Below are 17410 nucleotides of genomic sequence, written 5' to 3'. Positions count from 1 at the left end.
AAGAGGCCCCCTCCGTCGCGGACAAGCCGCGACACCTCCCCCGCTGTGCAGGGGAGGAGGAAAAAGGAAATTTTGATGTTTGAAAAATTGAGCGGCCTTTTCAGGCGGGAACAGAAACAGAGCGCGGCGGGGTCGGTGATCGCCATGAATGTGGTCGGGAAGCCGGTGTGGACGCCGCGCAATTATCAGGCCCTGGCCAGTGAAGGCTTTGCGAAGAACGCCATCGCCTATCGGTGTGTAAGGATGATTGCCGAGGCGTGTGCCTCCGTGCCGATGCGAGTGGAGTTTAATGGGCGGCGCGCGCCGGATCATCCACTGCAAACCCTGATCGACCGGCCCAATCCGGAGCAGGGTGGGGCCGACCTGCGCGAGGCGCTCTATGGCGGTTTGCAGACGGCGGGCAATGCCTATGTCGAGGCGGCATTTCTCGATGATGACGCGCCTGCGGAACTGTGGAGCCTGCGGCCCGACAGGATGAAGGTGGTGCCGGGCGTTCGGGATGGCCGGACGCCTATGAGTACAGCACCGGCAATGCGAAGGCTGTGATCGGGCGGGACGGCGAGGGCTGGCTGAAGGTGCTGCATCTCAAGCTGTGGCATCCGCTCGATGACTGGTACGGGCTGTCGCCTCTGGAAGCGGCGGCGTTTTCGATCGACGTGCATAATGCCTCTGGCGCGTGGAACAAGGCGCTTCTGGATAATGCGGCGCGGCCATCCGGTGCGCTGGTCTATGGCTCGAAGGCTTCGGAGCGGCTGACCGAGGATCAGTTCGCGCGGCTGAAGGAGCAACTGGCTGACACCTATTCCGGTCAGGACAATGCCGGGCGGCCGCTGCTTTTGGAAGGCGGGCTCGACTGGAAGCCGATGTCGCTGACGCCGGCCGATATGGACTTCATCCAGGGCAAAAACGCCGCGGCGCGCGAGATCGCTTTGGCCTTCGGTGTGCCGGCGCAATTGCTGGGCATTCCGGGTGATAATTCCTACGCCAATTATAAGGAGGCCAATGCCGCCTTCTGGCGCAATGCTGTGCTGCCGCTGACCGAGAAGACGACGCGCAGTTTGAGCGCCTGGCTGGAAGCTAAATTTCCGGGGGCGCGGATCGTTAACGATATCGAGGCCCTGCCGGCGCTTTCGGCGGAACGGGATGCGCTGTGGGCCAGGCTGGAGACGGCGAGCTTCCTCACCGATGCCGAGCGGCGGCATCTGGCGGGCCTAAGTGAAATTGCGCGTGAGGTGGAGGCATGAACTTCTGGCAGGCCGTGCCGCTCGCGGCCGTTATCACGATCGTTATACAGACGGCGTTTGTCCTGCTGTGGGTTGGCAGAGCCGGCGCCCGGCTCGACATGATGGAGCAGCGGCTGGAGCAGCAGGCGGGCGTCAATGAGCGTCTGGCACGGCTGGAAGAACAGGCGTTCGCACAACGCGCCACGCTCGACCGGATCGAGACCAAGTTAGACAGGGAGTATTCATGACGCTCTATATCGAAGGCTATGCCTCACGCTTTGGGCTGCGCGACCTGAATGACGATGTGGTGGTGGCCGGGGCCTTTCGTGACACGCTGGTGAAGACGGGGCCGAAGGGCGTGCGGATGCTTTACCAGCATCAGGTCAAGTCACCGGTGGGCGTATGGGACGAGCTGCGCGAGGATGCCATTGGGCTTTATGTGCGGGGGCGGATTCTGGATTTGAATGCCGAGGCGCGGATGGTCGGTTCGCTGGTGAAGGCCGGCGTGGTTGATGGCCTGAGCATCGGTTTTCGCGCGGTGAAGAGCCGCAAGGATAGCGGCAGTCTGCGGGTGCTGACGGCGGTGGAGTTGTGGGAAATTTCCATCGTCACCTTCCCAATGCTGCCGAGTGCGCGGATCACATCGATGGCGGAAGTGGTTCAAGCTGCGTGAACGTCAGGGTGGTCAGATCGCGTGCTTTCAAATCAATCGTATTGCCCAGGCTATCGCCATACTGAAAGCCTTCCAGGCATTCGGGATAGCCGTCCTCGAGCCACAGGATAAAGCCCATGATCATGCCCTCGCCCATGTTGTTCATATGGGCGACGGGACCATTGATCAGCCGATGTGGCGTCTGGACTGGCGGCAGGCGGCGATCGATCGAAAAGGAGGTGTAGAAGCCATGCCCGGTATTTTCACGTTCAGTCATTTGGGCGGTATCGAGCAAGGCACGAAGCGACGGAACCTGACTATTGCAGATGGCCGCCAATACGGCGATTTCAAGTGAAGTGAAGGCGGTCATGGCGGCGAACCTAGCATATCGAAATCAGTAAGCAAGAAACCCCACCACCCCGACCGCAAGCGGTTGGGGTCCCCCTCCCCCGACAAGCGGGGAGGGGTCGAGTAAGCGCAGCGCATCGAGACGGAGGGGTAAACGCGCTGTCGGTTGTTACCCCTCCGTCAGCGACACCAGCCCTGAAGGGTTTCGCGCTGCCACCTCCCCTCCAAGAGGGGAGGAGCGGGAGACTGTGTTTTTCAACTGGAGAAAATGGATGAAAGAAGTGAAACAGGCCGCGGCCTCGCCGGAGGTGCGTGCGGCCCTGCATGAGGTGCTGGCCAATTTTGAAGCCTTCAAGGCGGCCAATGACGAGCGCCTCAGCGCCATCGAAACCAAGCGTGGCGACGGCCTGCTGGAAGACAAGCTGGAGCGCATCGAAAGCGCTCTGCAATCGGCCGAGGGACGTTTGCAGCGTCTTATGAGCCAGAAGTCGCGGCCGGTGATCGAAGAGGGCCGTCTGGTCCAGCCGGATGAGGCCAAGGCGGCCTGGAACGGGTATTTGCGCTCAGGACGTATGGGCATCGAACTGAAGGCAGGCATTTCGTCGGCCAGTGGTTCGGGCGTATTGGCGCCGACCGAGACGGAAACCTTTATCGATCGCCGCCTGGCGCAGGTGTCGCCCTTCCGGTCGCTGGCCACGGTACGCCAGGTCGGTGCGGCGACCTTCAAGAAGCCGGTCACGACCGCATCAGTTACCTCCGGCTGGGTGGCGGAAACCGCCGCGCGTCCGGAGACCAATCCGGCGACGCTCGACCTGATCACCTTCGCGGCCGGCGATCTCTACGCCTCGCCTTCGGCCACGCAAGACCTGCTGGATGATGCCTATATCAATCTCGACGAATGGCTGGCTTCCGAGATCGAGGACAGCTTCGCCGCTCAGGAGACCACGGCCTTTGTTTCCGGCGACGGTTCGGCCAAGCCGAAGGGCTTCCTAAGCTACACCACGGCGGCCAATGCTTCGGCCACCTGGGGTCAGATCGGCTATGTGGCCACGGGTGCGGCCAGCGATTTCGCCACCACCAACCCGACCGATGCACTGATCGACCTGATCTATGCCCCGAAGGCGCAGTATCGCCCCGGCGCCAGCTTCGTGATGAACCGCCGCACGGCCGCCAAGATCCGCAAGTTCAAGGATGCCGAAGGCAACTATATCTGGCAGCCGGCCATGACGGCGGGCAGCCTGCCGCTTCTGCTTGGCTATCCGGTGCAGGAGATCGAGGACATGCCGGATGTGGCGGCCAATGCCTTTTCGGTGGCCTTCGGTGACTTCGCCAAGGGGTATCTGATCGTCGACCGTGCCGGGATTTCGGTGCTGCGCGATCCGTATTCGGCCAAGCCCTATGTGCTGTTCTACACCACCAAGCGGGTCGGCGGCGGCGTGCAGAATTTTGATGCCATAAAGCTGCTTAAGGTGGCTGTAAGCTAAGTCAGAAACCCCACCACCACGCCCTAAGAAGGGCGCGGTCCCCCTCCCGGCAGAGCCGGGGAGGTACAGGGAATAGGGAAATAATCCCCGGTGTTTCGGACGGGTTTAGATTGGTCGTCAGATCAATATTCTTAAGGAAAATCAAATGGCTGATCCTGTCTCGCTTGACGAGACCAAGCTCTTTTTGCGCGTGTCGCACGATGCCGAAGATACCCTGATCGCGACTCTGGTCGCGGCGGCGAAGATGCGGCTGGAGGGTGAGGCCGGTGTGGTGCTCGATGAGGCGTCGCCGGCGCCCTTGCGGCTCTGCCTGCTCTACCTGGTGGCGCAGGCTTACCAGAACCGGGGCGAGGCAGCGATGAACCTGGAGGCGCTGGACGCGTGGCTTTCGCCCTATCGTGAGGTGCGCCTGTGAATCGAAGTGTGAGGATCATGGATTTGCAGACGCCGGCGCGGCTCTATGCCGTGACCGAAACGGAAAGCGCCTATGGCGGCCGGTCATTTTCGCTGGCGCCGGACGCCATGATCTGGGGCGATTTCCGGCCCGATACGCCGGCTGTGCAAAGCATGGCCGAGGGCGATGCCTTTGTCGTTCAGGGCGCGGATTTTATCTGCCGGTCGGCGACGGGCATGGCGCGGGGCGGGCGGCTCAACCTCAGGGGCTTCGACTGGCGAATCGTCAGTCTAGATGAAGGCACGGACGGTTCTGTGCGCCTGCGGCTGGAAAGGGTTCACGCATGAGCGACCTTCTCGATTTACAGGCGGGGCTGCTGGCTTGGCTGCGCGGGCAGTCATCCCTGGCGGTCTGGCTGGGGAGCCCGGCGCGGGTTTACGATCAGGTGCCGGCGGGCGTTGTTTATCCCTATGTCAGCTTCGGGCGGGTGTCGGCGCAATCGATCGGCGGGGTGGATGCCGAGGTGACCGAGCAGGCGATCAATCTGATGTGCGTGTCGCGGTTCGACGGCTCGGAAGAGGCCAAGGCGATGGCCGCGGAACTGCGGGTTTTGCTCGATGGCGCGGCATTGGAAATCGCCGGCCTGGTCAGTCTGCGGGTGACCTATGTTGATGTGTTTCGTTCGGCCGATCAGCGGACGACTTATGCGTTGGTCCGGCTTCGGGCGGTGACTGAGGCGGTTTAGGCTGGCCCCCTCCGGCGCGACTGCGCGCGCCACCTGCCTCGCTGCGCAGGGGAGGAGAAGATAAACAGGAGAAAAATATGGCTGTGCAAAAGGGCAGGGACATGCTGCTCAAGATTTCAGATGGTGCGGCGTTTGTGACCGTGGCGGGACTGCGGGCGCGGACGGTATCGCTCAATGCGAAGACGGTGGATGTCACCGATTCCGGTTCGGGCGGCTGGCGTGAATTGCTGGCGGGGGCCGGGGTGCGGTCGCTGTCGGTTTCGGGTTCCGGTGTTTTCCGCGATGCGGCCTCGGATGCGCTGATGCGTGAAGCATTTTTCGCGCAGGCGCAATCCGACTGGCAGGTGATTGTGCCCGATTTTGGTCAGTTCGAGGGGCCGTTCCTGATCGCGGCGCTGGAATATGCCGGCCAACACGACGGCGAGGCCAGTTTCGCCCTGACCCTGGCTTCGGCGGGGGAGGTCAGCTTTGCGGCTGTGTAATCCGGCGAGGGGGGAAGTGTCGGTGTCACTGGGCGGGCGTGAAGTGCGTTTGTGCGTGACGCTTGGCGCACTGGCGGCGCTGGAAGGGCACTTCGAGGTGTCCGGATTCGAGGCCCTGGGTGAGCGTTTGAAGACGCTCGGCGCGGCGGATCTGATGGTCGTTTTGCAGGCGTTGGCGATGGATGAATTACCGGATGGGATCGGCTTTGCCGAGGCGATCCGGGCGGTGGTCAAGGCGTTCGAGGCGATGAATGGGTAACGGTGGGATAGCCCCTCCCACCGCTTCGCGGTCCCCCCTCCCCGTAAACGGGGCGGGCGAGGATATTTGGATTTCGCTGTTTCGGCATGGCGTGTTGGGTTTGCGTCTGACGCCGGAGGCGTTCTGGCGGCTGAGCTGGCGCGAATGGCAGATGCTTACAGCCGCACCGGAAATGGCGGTTTTGAGCCGGCAGGCTCTGGAGGATTTAATGCGGGAGTTTCCGGATGAGTGATCCGTTTGGTGGTCAGGTCGGTGAGGCGGGGGCCAGTCTGAAGGCGCTGGAAGCCTCGGCGGCAGAAACGGCCGATGCCATCGATCAGGCGTTTTCCATGGCGGGGGAAAGCCTGTCGCGTTCGCTGGCGCGGGCCGCTTCGGACGGCAAGATCAGCCTGAAGGAACTGGCCTCGGCGGTGCTGGCGGCGGTCAATTCGGCGGCGGGCGTGTCGTCGTCTTCGGGCGGTCTGGCGAGCGTGTTGTCGGAGGTGTTTTCGGCGGTGAGTTCGTCGTTTTCGGGTGCGCGAGCCGATGGTGGTTTTGTCGGTGCCGGTGGCAGTTATGTGGTTGGCGAGCGCGGACCGGAGGTCTTCCGGCCGGCGGTTTCGGGATCGATTGAGGCCGGTGGTTCCTCGCCCAATGTCAATGTGACCGTGATGGTTTCAGGCGGGGCGCAAGGTTTGGTGCGGTCGGAGGCACAGGTGGCGACGGCCTTGCAGCGCGCGGCGCGGATGGGGGTGAGGTAGGTTTAAGGGAAGCAAGACACCCCACCACCAACGCGCAAGGGCGCGTCGGTCCCCCTCCCCACCAGAGGTGGGGAGGTATAGGAGAAAAAAGGATTGTGATGACAAGTTTTCATGAGGTGCGGTTTCCGGCGCGGCTGGCCTTCGGGTCGGGTTCGGGGATCGAGCGCAAGACCGAGATCGTGTCGCTGGCTTCGGGCTATGAGCGTCGGATCAGTCCATGGACGCTTGGGCGCCGGCATTATCTGATCGGGGCGGGCGTCAAGTCGCTGGTCGATGCGGCGGAGTTGCTGGCGTTTTTTGAGGCGCGGGAAGGGCGGCTCTATGGCTTCCGCTTCAAGGATTTCGCCGATTTTAAGAGCTGCGCGCTGAATGTCAGTCCGGCTGCGACGGATCAGGTGATCGGGACCGGCAATGGCGTGATGACGTCATTTCAACTGGTGAAGGTCTATGGCGACGTGGTGCGCGATATTACCAAGCCGGTGAGTGGTACGGTGCAGGTGGCGGTGGATGGTGTCGAGGTCGGGTTTTCGGTCGATGAGACCACAGGCATTGTGACCCTGGCCGGCGCGCCGGCGGCGGGCAAGGCGGTTACGGCCGGTTTTGAGTTCGATACGCCGGTGCGCTTCGATTCCGAGCGGATCGACCTGACGCTGGAGGGTGTCGATGCCGGGCGGCTGACGGCGGTGTCGTTGGTCGAGATACGGGCGTGAGGAAGTAAGAAACCCCACCACCACGCGCCAAGTGGCGCGCGGTCCCCCTCCCCGACAAGCGGGGAGGTACAAGAAAGGGAAAACCTTGCGAACAATTTCTGAGACTATGGCCTCTGCTTTGACGCAGGGGGTGGCAAAGCTTTGTCATGTCTGGCTGATTGAGCGACGCGATGGCTTGACGCTCGGCTTTACCGATCATGACCGGGCGCTGGTCTTTCTCGGTGTCGTCTGTCAGGCGCAGTCCGGCCTGACGGCGGGGGCGGCGAGTGCGGATATCGGCGAGACCGGCAGCGCGGCGATATCGGGTGTGATTTCCAGCGAGGCGATCAGTGCTGAGGATATCGCGGCGGGGCTTTATGATGCGGCGGCGGTGCGGACCTATACGGTCGATTGGACGACGCCGGCGGACTATGTGCTGACCGGTGCGGGCACGCTGGCGCGGCTGGAATGCCGGGGCGGGGGTGGCGGAAGGCGGATCATTTATCGCCCATATCGAAGGACCGGCGGCGCAGCTTGACCGCGTGATCGGGCGGCGGTTTGGGTTTCTGTGCGATGCCGCCCTGGGCGATGCGCGGTGCGGGTTGACAGGCGCTCTGGCGGCAGCCAGTTGCGACAAGCGCTACAGCACCTGCCTGACTGTGTTCGATAATGTACTGAACTTCCGCGGCTTCCCTGACCTGCCGGGCGAGGATTTCCTGACGGTTTATCCGCGCAGTGGCGATGTGATGGATGGGGCGTCGCGGCAGCAGGGCGCCGGGCGATGATTGTGGCGGAGGCGCGGTCATGGATCGGCACGCCCTATCAGCATCAGGCGAGTTTGAAGGGTGTCGGGTGTGACTGCATCGGTCTGGTGCGCGGGGTGTGGAGGGCGCTTTATGGTGCGGAGCCGTGTGTGCTGCCGACCTATAATCCGGACTGGGCGGAGGTTGGCGGAGAAGACCGGTTGATCGCGGGGTTGCGCGCGTATTTTGAGCCGGTGGATGAGGCGCGGGCGGGGGATGTGATCGCTTTTCGCATTAAGCCCGGCACTGTGACCAAGCATGTGGCGATCTTAAGCGCAGGAGAGGGGATATGCGATCCGGCGGCGAAGATCGTCCATGCCTATTGGGGCCATGCGGTGGTCGAGAGTTGGCTGGGGCCGTTTTGGCGTAAGGCGGTAGTGGGGGCGTTTAGATACCCCGATTTGCCCCCTCCGTCAGCGACACCGGCGCGTTGCGCCTCGCGCTGACACCTCCCCCGTACGCTTCGCTACAGGGGAGGAGATTTAGGAAAGGATTTGAGATTTGGCGCAGGTGGTATTGAGTGCGGTGGGGCAGGTCCTGGGCGGGCCGGTCGGGGGCTGGATCGGGGCGCAGATCGGGCAGGCGATCGACCGCACGGTGCTGAACAGTCTGGCGCCCACGCGGCAGGTCGGGACGCGCCTGAGCGGTTTGCAATTGAGCGGGAGCGCCCAGGGCGATCCGGTCAAACAGGTCCTCGGCAAGGCGCGGGTGGCGGGTACGATCATCTGGGCGACGCGACTGAAGGAGAACCGCTCGACGACGCGCGCCAGCAAGACATCGGGAAGGACGGAAAGCTTCAGTTATGGCCTCTCGTTCGCCGTCGGGCTTTGCGAAGGGCCGATCGATGGTATCGGTCGTATCTGGGCCGACGGACAATTACTCGATCAGTCTCAGGTAGCTTACCGGCTCTATCGCGGTGAGGAAAGCCAGACGCCGGATGCCCTGATTGAGGCGGTTGAGGGGGCTGCGCCGGCCTATCGCGGCCTGGCTTATCTGGTGTTTGAGGATCTCGATATAACACAGTTTGGCAATCGCCCGCCCAACCTGTCGGTCGAGGTATTCCGGCGTCCGAAGGGCGATTATGCCGATCTGGAAAGCCTGATCAAGGGCGTCTGCCTGATCCCCGGCGCGGGCGAATTCATCTATGCGACGGAACCGAATGCCGTTTTGAGCGGCATGACGCGCGCCAGTTACGAAACCCAGCATACGGGTGACGGCCGCACCGATTTCGTCGTCTCACTCGATCAGTTGCAGGCGCAATTGCCCAATGTGAAGACGGTCAACCTGGTGGTGAGCTGGTTTGGCTCAAGCCTGGATGCGGCCACATGCACCATCCGGCCCGGCGTCGAGGTGGCGGACAAATTGACGACGTCGCTCATCTGGGAAGTGGATGGCGTGGGGCGCGAAGACGCTTATGTGGTGTCGCAGATCGGGGGGCGTCCGGCCTTTGGCGGCACGCCCGCGGATACCGTGGTGATTGAGGCCATCCGCGAACTGAAGGCGCGGGGGTACAGTGTGACACTGATCCCGTTTATCCTGATGGACTGCGCTGGTTATCCGTGGCGCGGGCGGATCACTTCGGCGGCGGATATGACGGCAGGCGCAGCCACGGCGGTCAGCGCCTTTATGGATGGCGTGTGGGGCTTTCGCCGGTTTGTGAAGCATTGCGCGGACCTGGGCGCGGCGGCGGGCGGGGTGGACGGCATTGTGCTCGGCTCCGAACTGCGCGGGCTCACGACCCTGAGAAGCGCCGTCAACACCTATCCGATGGTTGGCGCCTTACGCGCCCTGGCGGCGGAGGTGCGCGGCCTTTTACCGGAGACGCTGATCGGCTATGGCGCCGACTGGTCGGAATATTTCGGCCACCAGCCGGCCGATGGCAGCGGCCATGTCAGCTTCCATCTCGATCCCTTGTGGGCGGATGGCAATATCGATTTTGTCGGCATCGACTGGTATGCGCCGCTGACCGACTGGCGCGATGGCGACGATCATCTCGACCGGGGCCTGGCGGCTGCGATCTATGACGACGCCTATCTGCAAGGGCGGATCACAGCCGGTGAAGGCTTCGACTGGTATTATGCCAGCGAGGCCAATCGCGCGGCGCAAGCGCGATCCGTGATCAGCGATGGCGCCTATGGCGAGCCGTGGATTTTCCGGCCGAAGGATATCGTTTCCTGGTGGTCGAATGCGCATCATAACCGGCCGAATGGGGTGCGCTCGGCTGTGGCGACCGCGTGGGTGCCGCAATCCAAGCCGATCCGCTTTATAGAGATCGGTTGCGGCGCCATCGACAAGGGACCGAACGCGCCGAACCTGTTTCTTGATCCGAAAAAGCTCGGAAAGTGCCCTGCCGCCGTTCTCTAGTGGTGCGCGTGATGACCGGGCGCAGCGCGCCTGCCTCACCGCCTATATGCAGCATTATGCGGCGCATAATCCGGTGAGCACGGTTTATGGCGGGCCGATGCTGGCGGACATGGCAGTCTGGTGTTGGGACGTGCGACCCTATCCGTATTTTCCGCAACGCGCCGATGTCTGGGGCGATACGGCCAATTGGCGGACCGGGCACTGGCTGAACGGGCGGGTCGGCGCGGGGGAGGCAAAGAATTTAATCAACGATATCGCCGGCCAGGCGGGGGTGACACAGCTCGATCTCGATGAAGTGATTGGCGCGATCGATGGCTATGTCATCGAACAGCCGATGACGGCGGCGGAGGCGCTGTCGCCGGTGCTGGCCTATCTCGGACTGGCGGTGGTTGAGCGCGGCGAGGGGCTGAAGCTGATTGGTTCGACGCATGGCATGGATGCGGCGTTGCTGGCCGGCGATCTGGCCTATAATGACCAGAACGCGGTGATGGCGCGGCGCGATTTATTGGTGCCGCCGGCCAGCCTGACCCTGCGCTGCTATGATGTCGATCGCGATTATCAGTTGCTGGCGGTGACGGTGCGCGGCGATGAGGCGGGGGCATCGCAGGCGTCGGTGGAGCTGCCGCTGGTTCTGAGCGCGGGGCAGGCGATGGACTATGCCGGTTATGCGTTGCGGGCTGTACAGGGTGTGAGTCAGACCGTGACGCTCGATATCGACCCCCTGCGCCTGCTGGAACTGGAAACGGGCGACGGGGTGGCGTTTGGCGCGGCGAATTATCGCCTGGGCCATGTCGATCAGGGGAGGCGCCGACCGTCACGCTTGAGCCGGCGCCGGAAGCGCGGGCGTTTGTCAGCGCCGATCCGTCGGTATCTGGGTCGGTCAGTGCGGTGGTGTCGGGGGCGATCATGACCGGTTTCCGGCTGCTGGAACTGCCGTGTTTCGGCACCGACGAGGCCAATGCGCGGCCGGTGCTGGTGCCTTCGGCGGACCCGTGGGCCGGTGCGGATGTCTATGCCGGAGCGAGTGCGACCTCCTTGCGCCTGCGCGGGCGGGTGACTGAGGCGGCGTCGGTCGGGCGGGTGCTGACGGGCGTGCCGGTCCAGCGGGCGCATTATCTTCATGAGGGGGCTTCGCTCGATATCTACCTTGAAGGGGCCGCCCCTAGCAGCCGCAGCCTGGAAGAGGTGCTGGCAGGGGAGAATTATCTGTGCGTTCAGGCGGATAATGACGAATGGGAGATCATCCAGTATCTGACTGCGGCGGCCCTGGGCGTCGATCAGTATCGCCTGACCGGTCTGATCCGCGGGCAGTGGGGCACGGAACAGGCTCTGCTGGCGGGGATGAGCGCGGGGGCGGAGGTGGTGAGCCTGCCGGCCGGGTTTGTACACGCCGATATGGCGCTGGAGGAACTGGGACTGTCGCGGGTATGGCGTGTGGGGAGGACCGGCTTTGGTGGTGTGGCAGCGGGGGCGCTGGATGTGACCGCGACATGGACGGGTCTGGCTTTGCGGCCGCGCGCGCCGGTCTTTGGCCGGGTGACGGGGGATACGATAAGCTGGCTCAGGTCGCCGCGCTATGGCGGCGATAGCTGGGAGGCTGAACCGCCGCTGTGCGAGGACTATGAGCTTTATCGCGTGCAGGTGTGGGATGGCGATGACCTGGTGCGGGAAGTTGAGGTGAGCACGCCGGAATGGGTGTATGCGGAACGCATGACAGATTTTCTGGCAGGATTCGGCGCGGATGTGCGGGTGGAAATTGCGCAGAAATCGCAGGTCTGGGGCTATGGGCCGGTGCTGACTGTGGCTTTGGCTTAGGGTGAAGTGGCCCCCTCCGTCTCGACGCGCTGCGACCTGCGGTCCGCGCGTTGCTCGACACTTCCCTCACAACGAAGTTGCCGCTTTGCAGGGGGGAGAAGTCTACAAAATTCATTCATTGAATTTTGGCAAGGCCGACCGGCCGCCGCGCACGTTTGCGCGCAACCTCTTATGAAAGACTCAAGAGGCAAGCATCGCCGTGGCGATGCTTGCCTCTTGAAACGATAAGGTCTAGGACACACCTCTATCGCGGAGGTATGTTTTACAGTGGCAAATGATCCCTATTCTGAATTGGGCCTGAAAAAAGGGGCCAGCGATGCCGAGATTCAGAAGGCGTTCCGCAAGCTGGCCAAGGAACTGCATCCCGATACCAACCGTGACAATAAGGTGGCCGAGGAGCGCTTCAAGCGTGTGACGGCGGCCTATGATTTCCTGAAAGACACCGACAAGCGCAAGAAGTTTGACGCCGGCGAGATCGATGCCGACGGGCGCGAAATTTTCCGTGGCTTCGGCGGCGGGGGGGCGCGCCGGCGGCTCGCCCTTTGGCGCCGGTGGCGGACGCAGCACGCAGTTCGAGGGCATGGATATCGACGATATCATGAGCATGTTTGGGGGCGGCGCTGGCGCGCGGGGCGGCAGTCCGTTCGGCGGCGGGTTTGGCGGTTTCGGTGGTCAGCGTGAACAACCGCCGGCCAAGGGACAGGATATCAAGATCCGGCTCGATATTGACCTGCTCGATACCATTGTCGGCAATACAAGACGCGTGCTGCTTTCGGATGGCCGCACGGTCGATGTCAATATTCCCAAGGGTTCGCGCGATGGCCAGACCCTGCGCCTGAAGGGGCAGGGCTCGCCTTCGCCTACGGGCCGTGGCGCGCATGGCGATGCCCTGGTCGAACTGCACCTGAAGCCCCACCCGGTCTTCCGCATGGATGGCAACGACCTGCATATGGATCTGTTCGTTTCGCTGCCGGATGCCCTGCTGGGCGGCAAGGTACAGGCCCCGACGCCGGATGGTCCGGTCAGCGTCAACCTCGCCAAGGGCTCCAATTCGGGCGCCATCCTGCGCCTGAAGGGGCGCGGCGCGCTCGATGCCAAGGCCGGCACGCGCGGCGATCTGTTCGCCCATGTCGTCCTGGCCATGCCGGACAAGGGCCTGGACGGGATGCCGGCTGACCTGAAGGCCGAGTTCACCAGCCTCCTCGAACGCTGGCGTGACAAGGCGGACTATACGCCAACCATCACCACCCGGCGGAAATAGGGTGGTAAGGGCATAATCGGGCAGATTGTATTTTTTCCAATTATTTACTTCCCTGACGCGTCTGTTCAGATAAGGTTCAGGTGTTGACCTCTATAAATGGCGTCATGAAACAGATTTGGCCCCTTCTTAGTCTTGTGCTGATCGCCGCGCCTGTGGCCGCTCCGGCGGTCGCGGCGGCGGAGCCCCGGCCATGCGCGGCGGTCTGGATGAAGCCGTGATGATTCTGGCGGGCAATAAAAAGGACCGCGATTACAGCGGCGGCAATCGCCAGCGCGGTAATGACGATCGCCGCGGCAATCGCGGGGACGACCGGCAGGACGACAACCGCCCGTCACGGGATCGTCCGGCGAACGCGCAGAATTTCGATCGCGGCAATGGCAGGCAGTTCCAGAACCGTGACGATCGCATCAATCGGGCCATGGCTGTGGCCGGACAGCGCGGGCGGGTGCTTGACGCCGGACCGCAGGGCGGTTCTGTCTTCTGGGTGCGCGTGGCGACCGATCACGGACGCGTCGATCTGCTGGTCGATGCTGATTCAGGCCGTATTATTGGAGAACGCTAGTTGAGAATCCTGTTAGCCGAAGATGATCCCGACCTGTCGCGCCAGTTGAAGGCGTCGCTCAGCGATGCCGGCTATGTGGTCGATCATGCGCCCGATGGCGAGGAAGCGCATTTTCTCGGCGATACGGAGCCTTATGATGCCGTGATCCTCGATCTGGGCCTGCCCAAGATTGACGGCGTTTCGGTGCTGGAAAAGTGGCGGCGCGCCGGAAAGTCGACGCCGGTGCTGATCCTGACGGCGCGTGGCGCCTGGAACGACAAGGTGGCGGGCTTCGATGCCGGCGCTGATGATTACCTGACCAAGCCCTTCCATACCGAGGAGTTGCTGGCCCGATTGCGTGCATTGGTGCGCCGGGCCGCCGGCCATGCCCAGCCCATGCTGGTCTGCGGTGGTGTGCGGCTCGACCCGCGGGCGGCGCGGGCGTCGGTCAATGGCGAGCCGCTGCGTCTGACCTCGCTGGAATACCGCTTGCTGCATTATTTGATGCTGCACCAGAGCCGCGTGATCTCGCGCACCGAATTGGTCGAGCATCTCTATGATCAGGATTTCGATCGCGATTCCAATACGATCGAGGTCTTCATGGGCCGCCTGCGCAAGAAGATAGGCACCGACCGGATCGAGACCGTGCGCGGCCTTGGCTATCGGCTCAAGCCGCTGCATGACGAGATCAGCGATCTGTGAGCGATGACACGACTGCCCCAATCGTTCGCGCTGCCGGCAAACTCTGGCGCCGGCTGACGCGCCGCAATTCGCTGGTCGGGCGGCTGATCCGGCTGGCCTCGGTATGGTTCATCTTTGCTCTTGTCGTTACGGGCATCGCGCTGACGGCTTATTTTCATGAAGTGACCATGAATCGTTTCCAGGAACGGGTGGGGCAATCGGCTTTCAACCTGTTCTCGGTCGTTAACATAGATAGAAACGGCATAGATACTTCGCGCTTCGTCGACACGAGTTCGACCATCATCCATTCAGGGCTGTACTGGCAGGTCGGCGAAGTTAATCCCCAGGGCGCGCTGGTCGCGCCGGTTACGTCGCGTTCCTTATGGAACGAGCAACTGGCCTTGCCCGCGTCGGTGCTGGCCAATGCCAAGAAGGCGCGTAACGGCACCAGTGTGTTTTATAACGGTTTCGGGCCGGTGCGCGAGCCCCTGCGGGTTGCTGTGATCTACTCTATGGTAGGTGGCAAGGCTTATGTTTTCATGGTCGGGGAGGATTCCAGTCCGGTTGAAAAGGACGTGCGCACTTTCGCCCTGCTGACAGCGGCGGCGCTGTTCATTCTGGCGCTAGGCTCACTTGTGGCCATCTTCATCCAGGTGCGGGTCGGTTTGCGCCCCCTGTTCGATCTGACCGGCGAGATCGCCGATGTGCAGAGCGGCAAGCAGCAGCGCCTGACCAAGACCTATCCGGCGGAGATCACGCCGGTGGCCACGCAGCTCAATGCCTTTCTCGACTATTCGCAGGAGGTGGTGGAGCGCCAGCGCATGCACGTCGGCAATCTGGCGCATGCGCTGAAGACGCCGCTGTCGGTGCTGATGGCGACGGCCGGCGAGACGGAAGGGGTGCTGCCGGAAACCATGCGCAAGCAGGCCGAAACCATGCGGGCCCAGGTCGATCACCACCTGCGCCGGGCGCGGGCGGCGGCGCGTTCCCAGGCCATGGGGGAGCGGACGCCGGTGGAGCCGGTTTTCGATGAACTGGCGGTGATGCTGGAGCAGGTCTTTCAGGACAAGGGCGTGATCATCGACTGGCGCGCGCCGGAAGACCTGGCCTTCCGTGGCGAAAAACAGGACCTGCAGGAAATCGCGGGTAACCTGCTGGAAAACGCCTGTATCTGGTGCCGGCGCAAGGTGTGGATCACCGCCGAATTCATCGCGGCCGATCAGACGATGACCCTGGCCATAGAGGATGACGGGCCGGGGCTGGACGAGGCCCGGTTCGACGAAGTTCTGAAGCGCGGTGCAAGGCTGGACGAGAGCGTGCCGGGCTCCGGCCTGGGGCTGTCGATTGTCGATGAACTGGTGCGCGCCTATGGCGGACGGCTGCATTTCGAGCGTTCCCCTTGGGGCGGCCTGAAAGTGCTGGCGAAACTGCCGGCTATCCTGTCCGAACAGGCAAGGTGATCGGATACCCGTCAGACAAAATTAACCGGATCGTTACTATGATGCGTTTTCCCTAAAGCGTTGTGGCGTAAGGATTTCCGGTTTGGCAGGCTTGATAGCCGAAAAGCGCATGAATATGCTCAAAGGGCTGGTTCGCACCCTGCCCCAGGCGTCCCTGCGTTCGCTGGAAATGGCGCTTGGCCTGACCAATGAGGCGAAGATGGTCGAGGTCCGCGAGCTGATCGCGGCCGAGATGGCATTCCGCCAGGTGCGTGAGGCGGTTTTCGCGCCCTTCATGCCGCTGTTCCGGACGCGCGCCGATGGACTGGCCGGGGTCAGGTTCGAGCCGTGGATCGTCAATGCCCTGTGGTCGGCGCTGGGCGCAAGCGAGCCCGATCTCTGCGCCGAGGCGCAAGCGACCTTTAGAACCCTGCGCGCGGAAGACCCGACGCCGGTGGTCTTTTTCCGGCTGGTGACGGCGGCGGCCCATATCTGCTATGACACGCCGGAGATCATTCTGCGTCCCGGCGCCAGTGAGGCCGACCGTGCAGCGGTGGCGGAATTCGGACATTATCTCGACCTGCACCGGCTGGCGCGTCAGGTACTGGCGCGGCTCGATGATTTCATGGGGCGGATCGACGCCGACAAGGCCGCGGCCCTGCGCGTCATGTTCGGTGACGCCAGCGATCTCGATATCAACGGCGGCACGCGCTTTCTGGAGATCATCTTCGCCAATCTGGATGACGGCGCCCAGATTATCAAGTTCGTGGCCATTGTGTCCGACCGGCCGAACGACCGCTTCCTGGCCGAATCGGAATTGGCGGATTTCGGTATACGCATCCTTGACCGCATCGAAGCGGACCTGGCCGCCATCAAGGCTTTCATGGGCGGCAAGGGGCAGGTTTGCGACGATCCGGCCGCGGCCGGCGAGCGGGTGGCGCACTGCCTCAGCCAGATTCAGGCGTTCGGGCACTATGTCGAGCTGACGCGCGGCGGCCCCCAGGGGCAAGCGGATCACCGAAGCCCAGAAGACCATTGCCGGCCTGGTTGAGCACCAGCTCAAGAGCGCGGAAAAGGCACTTGAAGGCGTCATGCCGATGCGCACCGAACGGGTCTATGGCCGGGTTAAGAAGGAGGTGCCGGATTATGCGCGCGTGCCGCCGGATGCGGTCATGGCCACGGCGCACGGCGTCCTGACCTTTATCCGCAAGGTGCGGCCGATCGCCATGTCCGGCGGGTTCGCCTCCTTGCAGGCCAAGACGGCGGAGGCCTGCGAACTGACGCTGGATGCCTATTTCACCGAACTGCTGGCCCTGGCCAATGGCGATGAACCCTTTGATGCGGAGCAGTTGCTGGCTGGATTTGAGCGCATTACCGACCTCATGGAAGCTCTGTGCGGCGAGGAAAAGGGACAACTGGCGCGACGCCGTGTCGCGTCATCGGACCTGATGAACCCCTCGAAATCCGTAGCCTGAGCCTGTATAGGCTTT

The 17410-nt window shown here is 62.9% G+C and carries 23 protein-coding genes and 2 pseudogenes; 24 read left to right on the top strand and 1 reads right to left on the bottom strand.

The features are described from left to right. Window positions 1–75 precede the first annotated feature (75 nt). The 3 genes and pseudogenes from NVV72_04240 to NVV72_04230 all read left to right on the top strand — a co-directional run bounded on the left by NVV72_04240 (window position 76) and on the right by NVV72_04230 (window position 1896). Window positions 76–1244 (top strand): annotated as a pseudogene (locus NVV72_04240) (phage portal protein). After that, window positions 1241–1471, top strand: coding sequence for a hypothetical protein (locus NVV72_04235; GenBank protein ID MCR6658575.1), 231 nt, complete (start codon window positions 1241–1243; stop codon window positions 1469–1471). The pseudogene NVV72_04240 and the gene NVV72_04235 overlap by 4 nt, the downstream one beginning before the upstream one ends. Continuing rightward, on the top strand, window positions 1468–1896 hold the full coding sequence (locus tag NVV72_04230) for an HK97 family phage prohead protease (GenBank protein MCR6658574.1): 429 nt from the start codon (window positions 1468–1470) through the stop codon (window positions 1894–1896). Before NVV72_04235 ends, NVV72_04230 begins: the two co-directional genes overlap by 4 nt. Here the strand turns inward: NVV72_04230 and NVV72_04225 are convergent. Beyond that, on the bottom strand, window positions 1862–2245 hold the full coding sequence (locus tag NVV72_04225) for a hypothetical protein (protein ID MCR6658573.1): 384 nt from the start codon (window positions 2243–2245) through the stop codon (window positions 1862–1864). The two genes, NVV72_04230 and NVV72_04225, sit on opposite strands and share 35 nt — an antisense overlap. Before the next feature lie 250 nt (window positions 2246–2495). Here NVV72_04225 and NVV72_04220 point away from each other — a divergent pair, with 250 nt between their 5' ends. The 21 genes and pseudogenes from NVV72_04220 (at window position 2496) to NVV72_04120 (ending at window position 17395) form a co-directional block, all read left to right on the top strand. Beyond that, window positions 2496–3707, top strand: a complete 1212-nt coding sequence (locus NVV72_04220; protein MCR6658572.1) for a phage major capsid protein — start codon at window positions 2496–2498, stop codon at window positions 3705–3707. Between the two features lie 145 nt (window positions 3708–3852). Then, window positions 3853–4122: a head-tail connector protein gene (locus NVV72_04215; protein ID MCR6658571.1), complete on the top strand. Its 270-nt coding sequence runs from the start codon at window positions 3853–3855 to the stop codon at window positions 4120–4122. Window positions 4123–4139: 17 nt separating this feature from the next. Then, on the top strand, window positions 4140–4448 hold the full coding sequence (locus tag NVV72_04210) for a hypothetical protein (GenBank protein MCR6658570.1): 309 nt from the start codon (window positions 4140–4142) through the stop codon (window positions 4446–4448). Then, complete coding sequence (locus NVV72_04205) at window positions 4445–4846, top strand: DUF3168 domain-containing protein (GenBank protein MCR6658569.1); 402 nt, start codon at window positions 4445–4447, stop codon at window positions 4844–4846. The genes NVV72_04210 and NVV72_04205 overlap by 4 nt, the downstream gene beginning before the upstream one ends. A 77-nt stretch (window positions 4847–4923) precedes the next feature. After that, window positions 4924–5328, top strand: coding sequence for a phage major tail protein, TP901-1 family (locus NVV72_04200; protein ID MCR6658568.1), 405 nt, complete (start codon window positions 4924–4926; stop codon window positions 5326–5328). 16 nt (window positions 5329–5344) lie between these two features. Continuing rightward, window positions 5345–5587, top strand: a complete 243-nt coding sequence (locus tag NVV72_04195) for a gene transfer agent family protein (protein ID MCR6658567.1) — start codon at window positions 5345–5347, stop codon at window positions 5585–5587. Next, on the top strand, window positions 5580–5819 hold the full coding sequence (locus tag NVV72_04190; GenBank protein ID MCR6658566.1) for a phage tail assembly chaperone: 240 nt from the start codon (window positions 5580–5582) through the stop codon (window positions 5817–5819). Before NVV72_04195 ends, NVV72_04190 begins: the two co-directional genes overlap by 8 nt. Beyond that, window positions 5812–6327, top strand: a complete 516-nt coding sequence (locus NVV72_04185; protein ID MCR6658565.1) for a phage tail tape measure protein — start codon at window positions 5812–5814, stop codon at window positions 6325–6327. The genes NVV72_04190 and NVV72_04185 overlap by 8 nt, the downstream gene beginning before the upstream one ends. 98 nt (window positions 6328–6425) lie before the next feature. Further along, the gene (locus NVV72_04180) at window positions 6426–7037 is read left to right on the top strand and encodes a DUF2460 domain-containing protein (GenBank protein ID MCR6658564.1); all 612 of its coding nucleotides are present in this window, start codon (window positions 6426–6428) and stop codon (window positions 7035–7037) included. A gap of 106 nt (window positions 7038–7143) precedes the next feature. Beyond that, window positions 7144–7554 carry a DUF2163 domain-containing protein gene (locus tag NVV72_04175; GenBank protein MCR6658563.1) on the top strand — a complete coding sequence of 137 codons (411 nt, stop codon included), beginning with the start codon at window positions 7144–7146 and terminating at the stop codon, window positions 7552–7554. Next, window positions 7499–7801: a phage BR0599 family protein gene (locus NVV72_04170; GenBank protein ID MCR6658562.1), complete on the top strand. Its 303-nt coding sequence runs from the start codon at window positions 7499–7501 to the stop codon at window positions 7799–7801. Before NVV72_04175 ends, NVV72_04170 begins: the two co-directional genes overlap by 56 nt. Then, window positions 7798–8265 (top strand): NlpC/P60 family protein, encoded by a 468-nt coding sequence (locus NVV72_04165; GenBank protein MCR6658561.1) that lies wholly within the window; start codon window positions 7798–7800, stop codon window positions 8263–8265. Before NVV72_04170 ends, NVV72_04165 begins: the two co-directional genes overlap by 4 nt. Before the next feature lie 64 nt (window positions 8266–8329). Continuing rightward, on the top strand, window positions 8330–10183 hold the full coding sequence (locus tag NVV72_04160) for a glycoside hydrolase TIM-barrel-like domain-containing protein (protein MCR6658560.1): 1854 nt from the start codon (window positions 8330–8332) through the stop codon (window positions 10181–10183). Further along, window positions 10140–11093: a phage tail protein gene (locus NVV72_04155; protein ID MCR6658559.1), complete on the top strand. Its 954-nt coding sequence runs from the start codon at window positions 10140–10142 to the stop codon at window positions 11091–11093. Before NVV72_04160 ends, NVV72_04155 begins: the two co-directional genes overlap by 44 nt. Further along, entirely contained in the window at window positions 11090–11998 is a 909-nt protein-coding gene (locus NVV72_04150) for a hypothetical protein (GenBank protein ID MCR6658558.1), read from the top strand. The genes NVV72_04155 and NVV72_04150 overlap by 4 nt, the downstream gene beginning before the upstream one ends. Window positions 11999–12265: 267 nt before the next feature. Beyond that, a pseudogene (locus NVV72_04145) lies at window positions 12266–13259 on the top strand (DnaJ domain-containing protein). 190 nt (window positions 13260–13449) lie between these two features. Next, window positions 13450–13821 carry a hypothetical protein gene (locus tag NVV72_04140; GenBank protein ID MCR6658557.1) on the top strand — a complete coding sequence of 124 codons (372 nt, stop codon included), beginning with the start codon at window positions 13450–13452 and terminating at the stop codon, window positions 13819–13821. After that, window positions 13822–14502: a response regulator transcription factor gene (locus NVV72_04135; protein MCR6658556.1), complete on the top strand. Its 681-nt coding sequence runs from the start codon at window positions 13822–13824 to the stop codon at window positions 14500–14502. After that, entirely contained in the window at window positions 14499–15941 is a 1443-nt protein-coding gene (locus NVV72_04130) for a sensor histidine kinase (protein ID MCR6658555.1), read from the top strand. Before NVV72_04135 ends, NVV72_04130 begins: the two co-directional genes overlap by 4 nt. A gap of 109 nt (window positions 15942–16050) precedes the next feature. Next, a complete protein-coding gene (locus tag NVV72_04125; protein MCR6658554.1) occupies window positions 16051–16971 on the top strand; it encodes a hypothetical protein in 921 nt (306 codons plus the stop codon). Window positions 16972–17011: 40 nt separating this feature from the next. Continuing rightward, on the top strand, window positions 17012–17395 hold the full coding sequence (locus NVV72_04120; protein ID MCR6658553.1) for a hypothetical protein: 384 nt from the start codon (window positions 17012–17014) through the stop codon (window positions 17393–17395). Window positions 17396–17410 lie beyond the last annotated feature (15 nt).

Origin of the sequence: Asticcacaulis sp. (assembly GCA_024707255.1) — a bacterium.
Taxonomy (GTDB): Bacteria; Pseudomonadota; Alphaproteobacteria; order Caulobacterales; family Caulobacteraceae; genus Asticcacaulis.
Note: the sequence above shows the minus strand (reverse complement) of the source record. Positions and strands in the feature narration are given on the sequence as shown.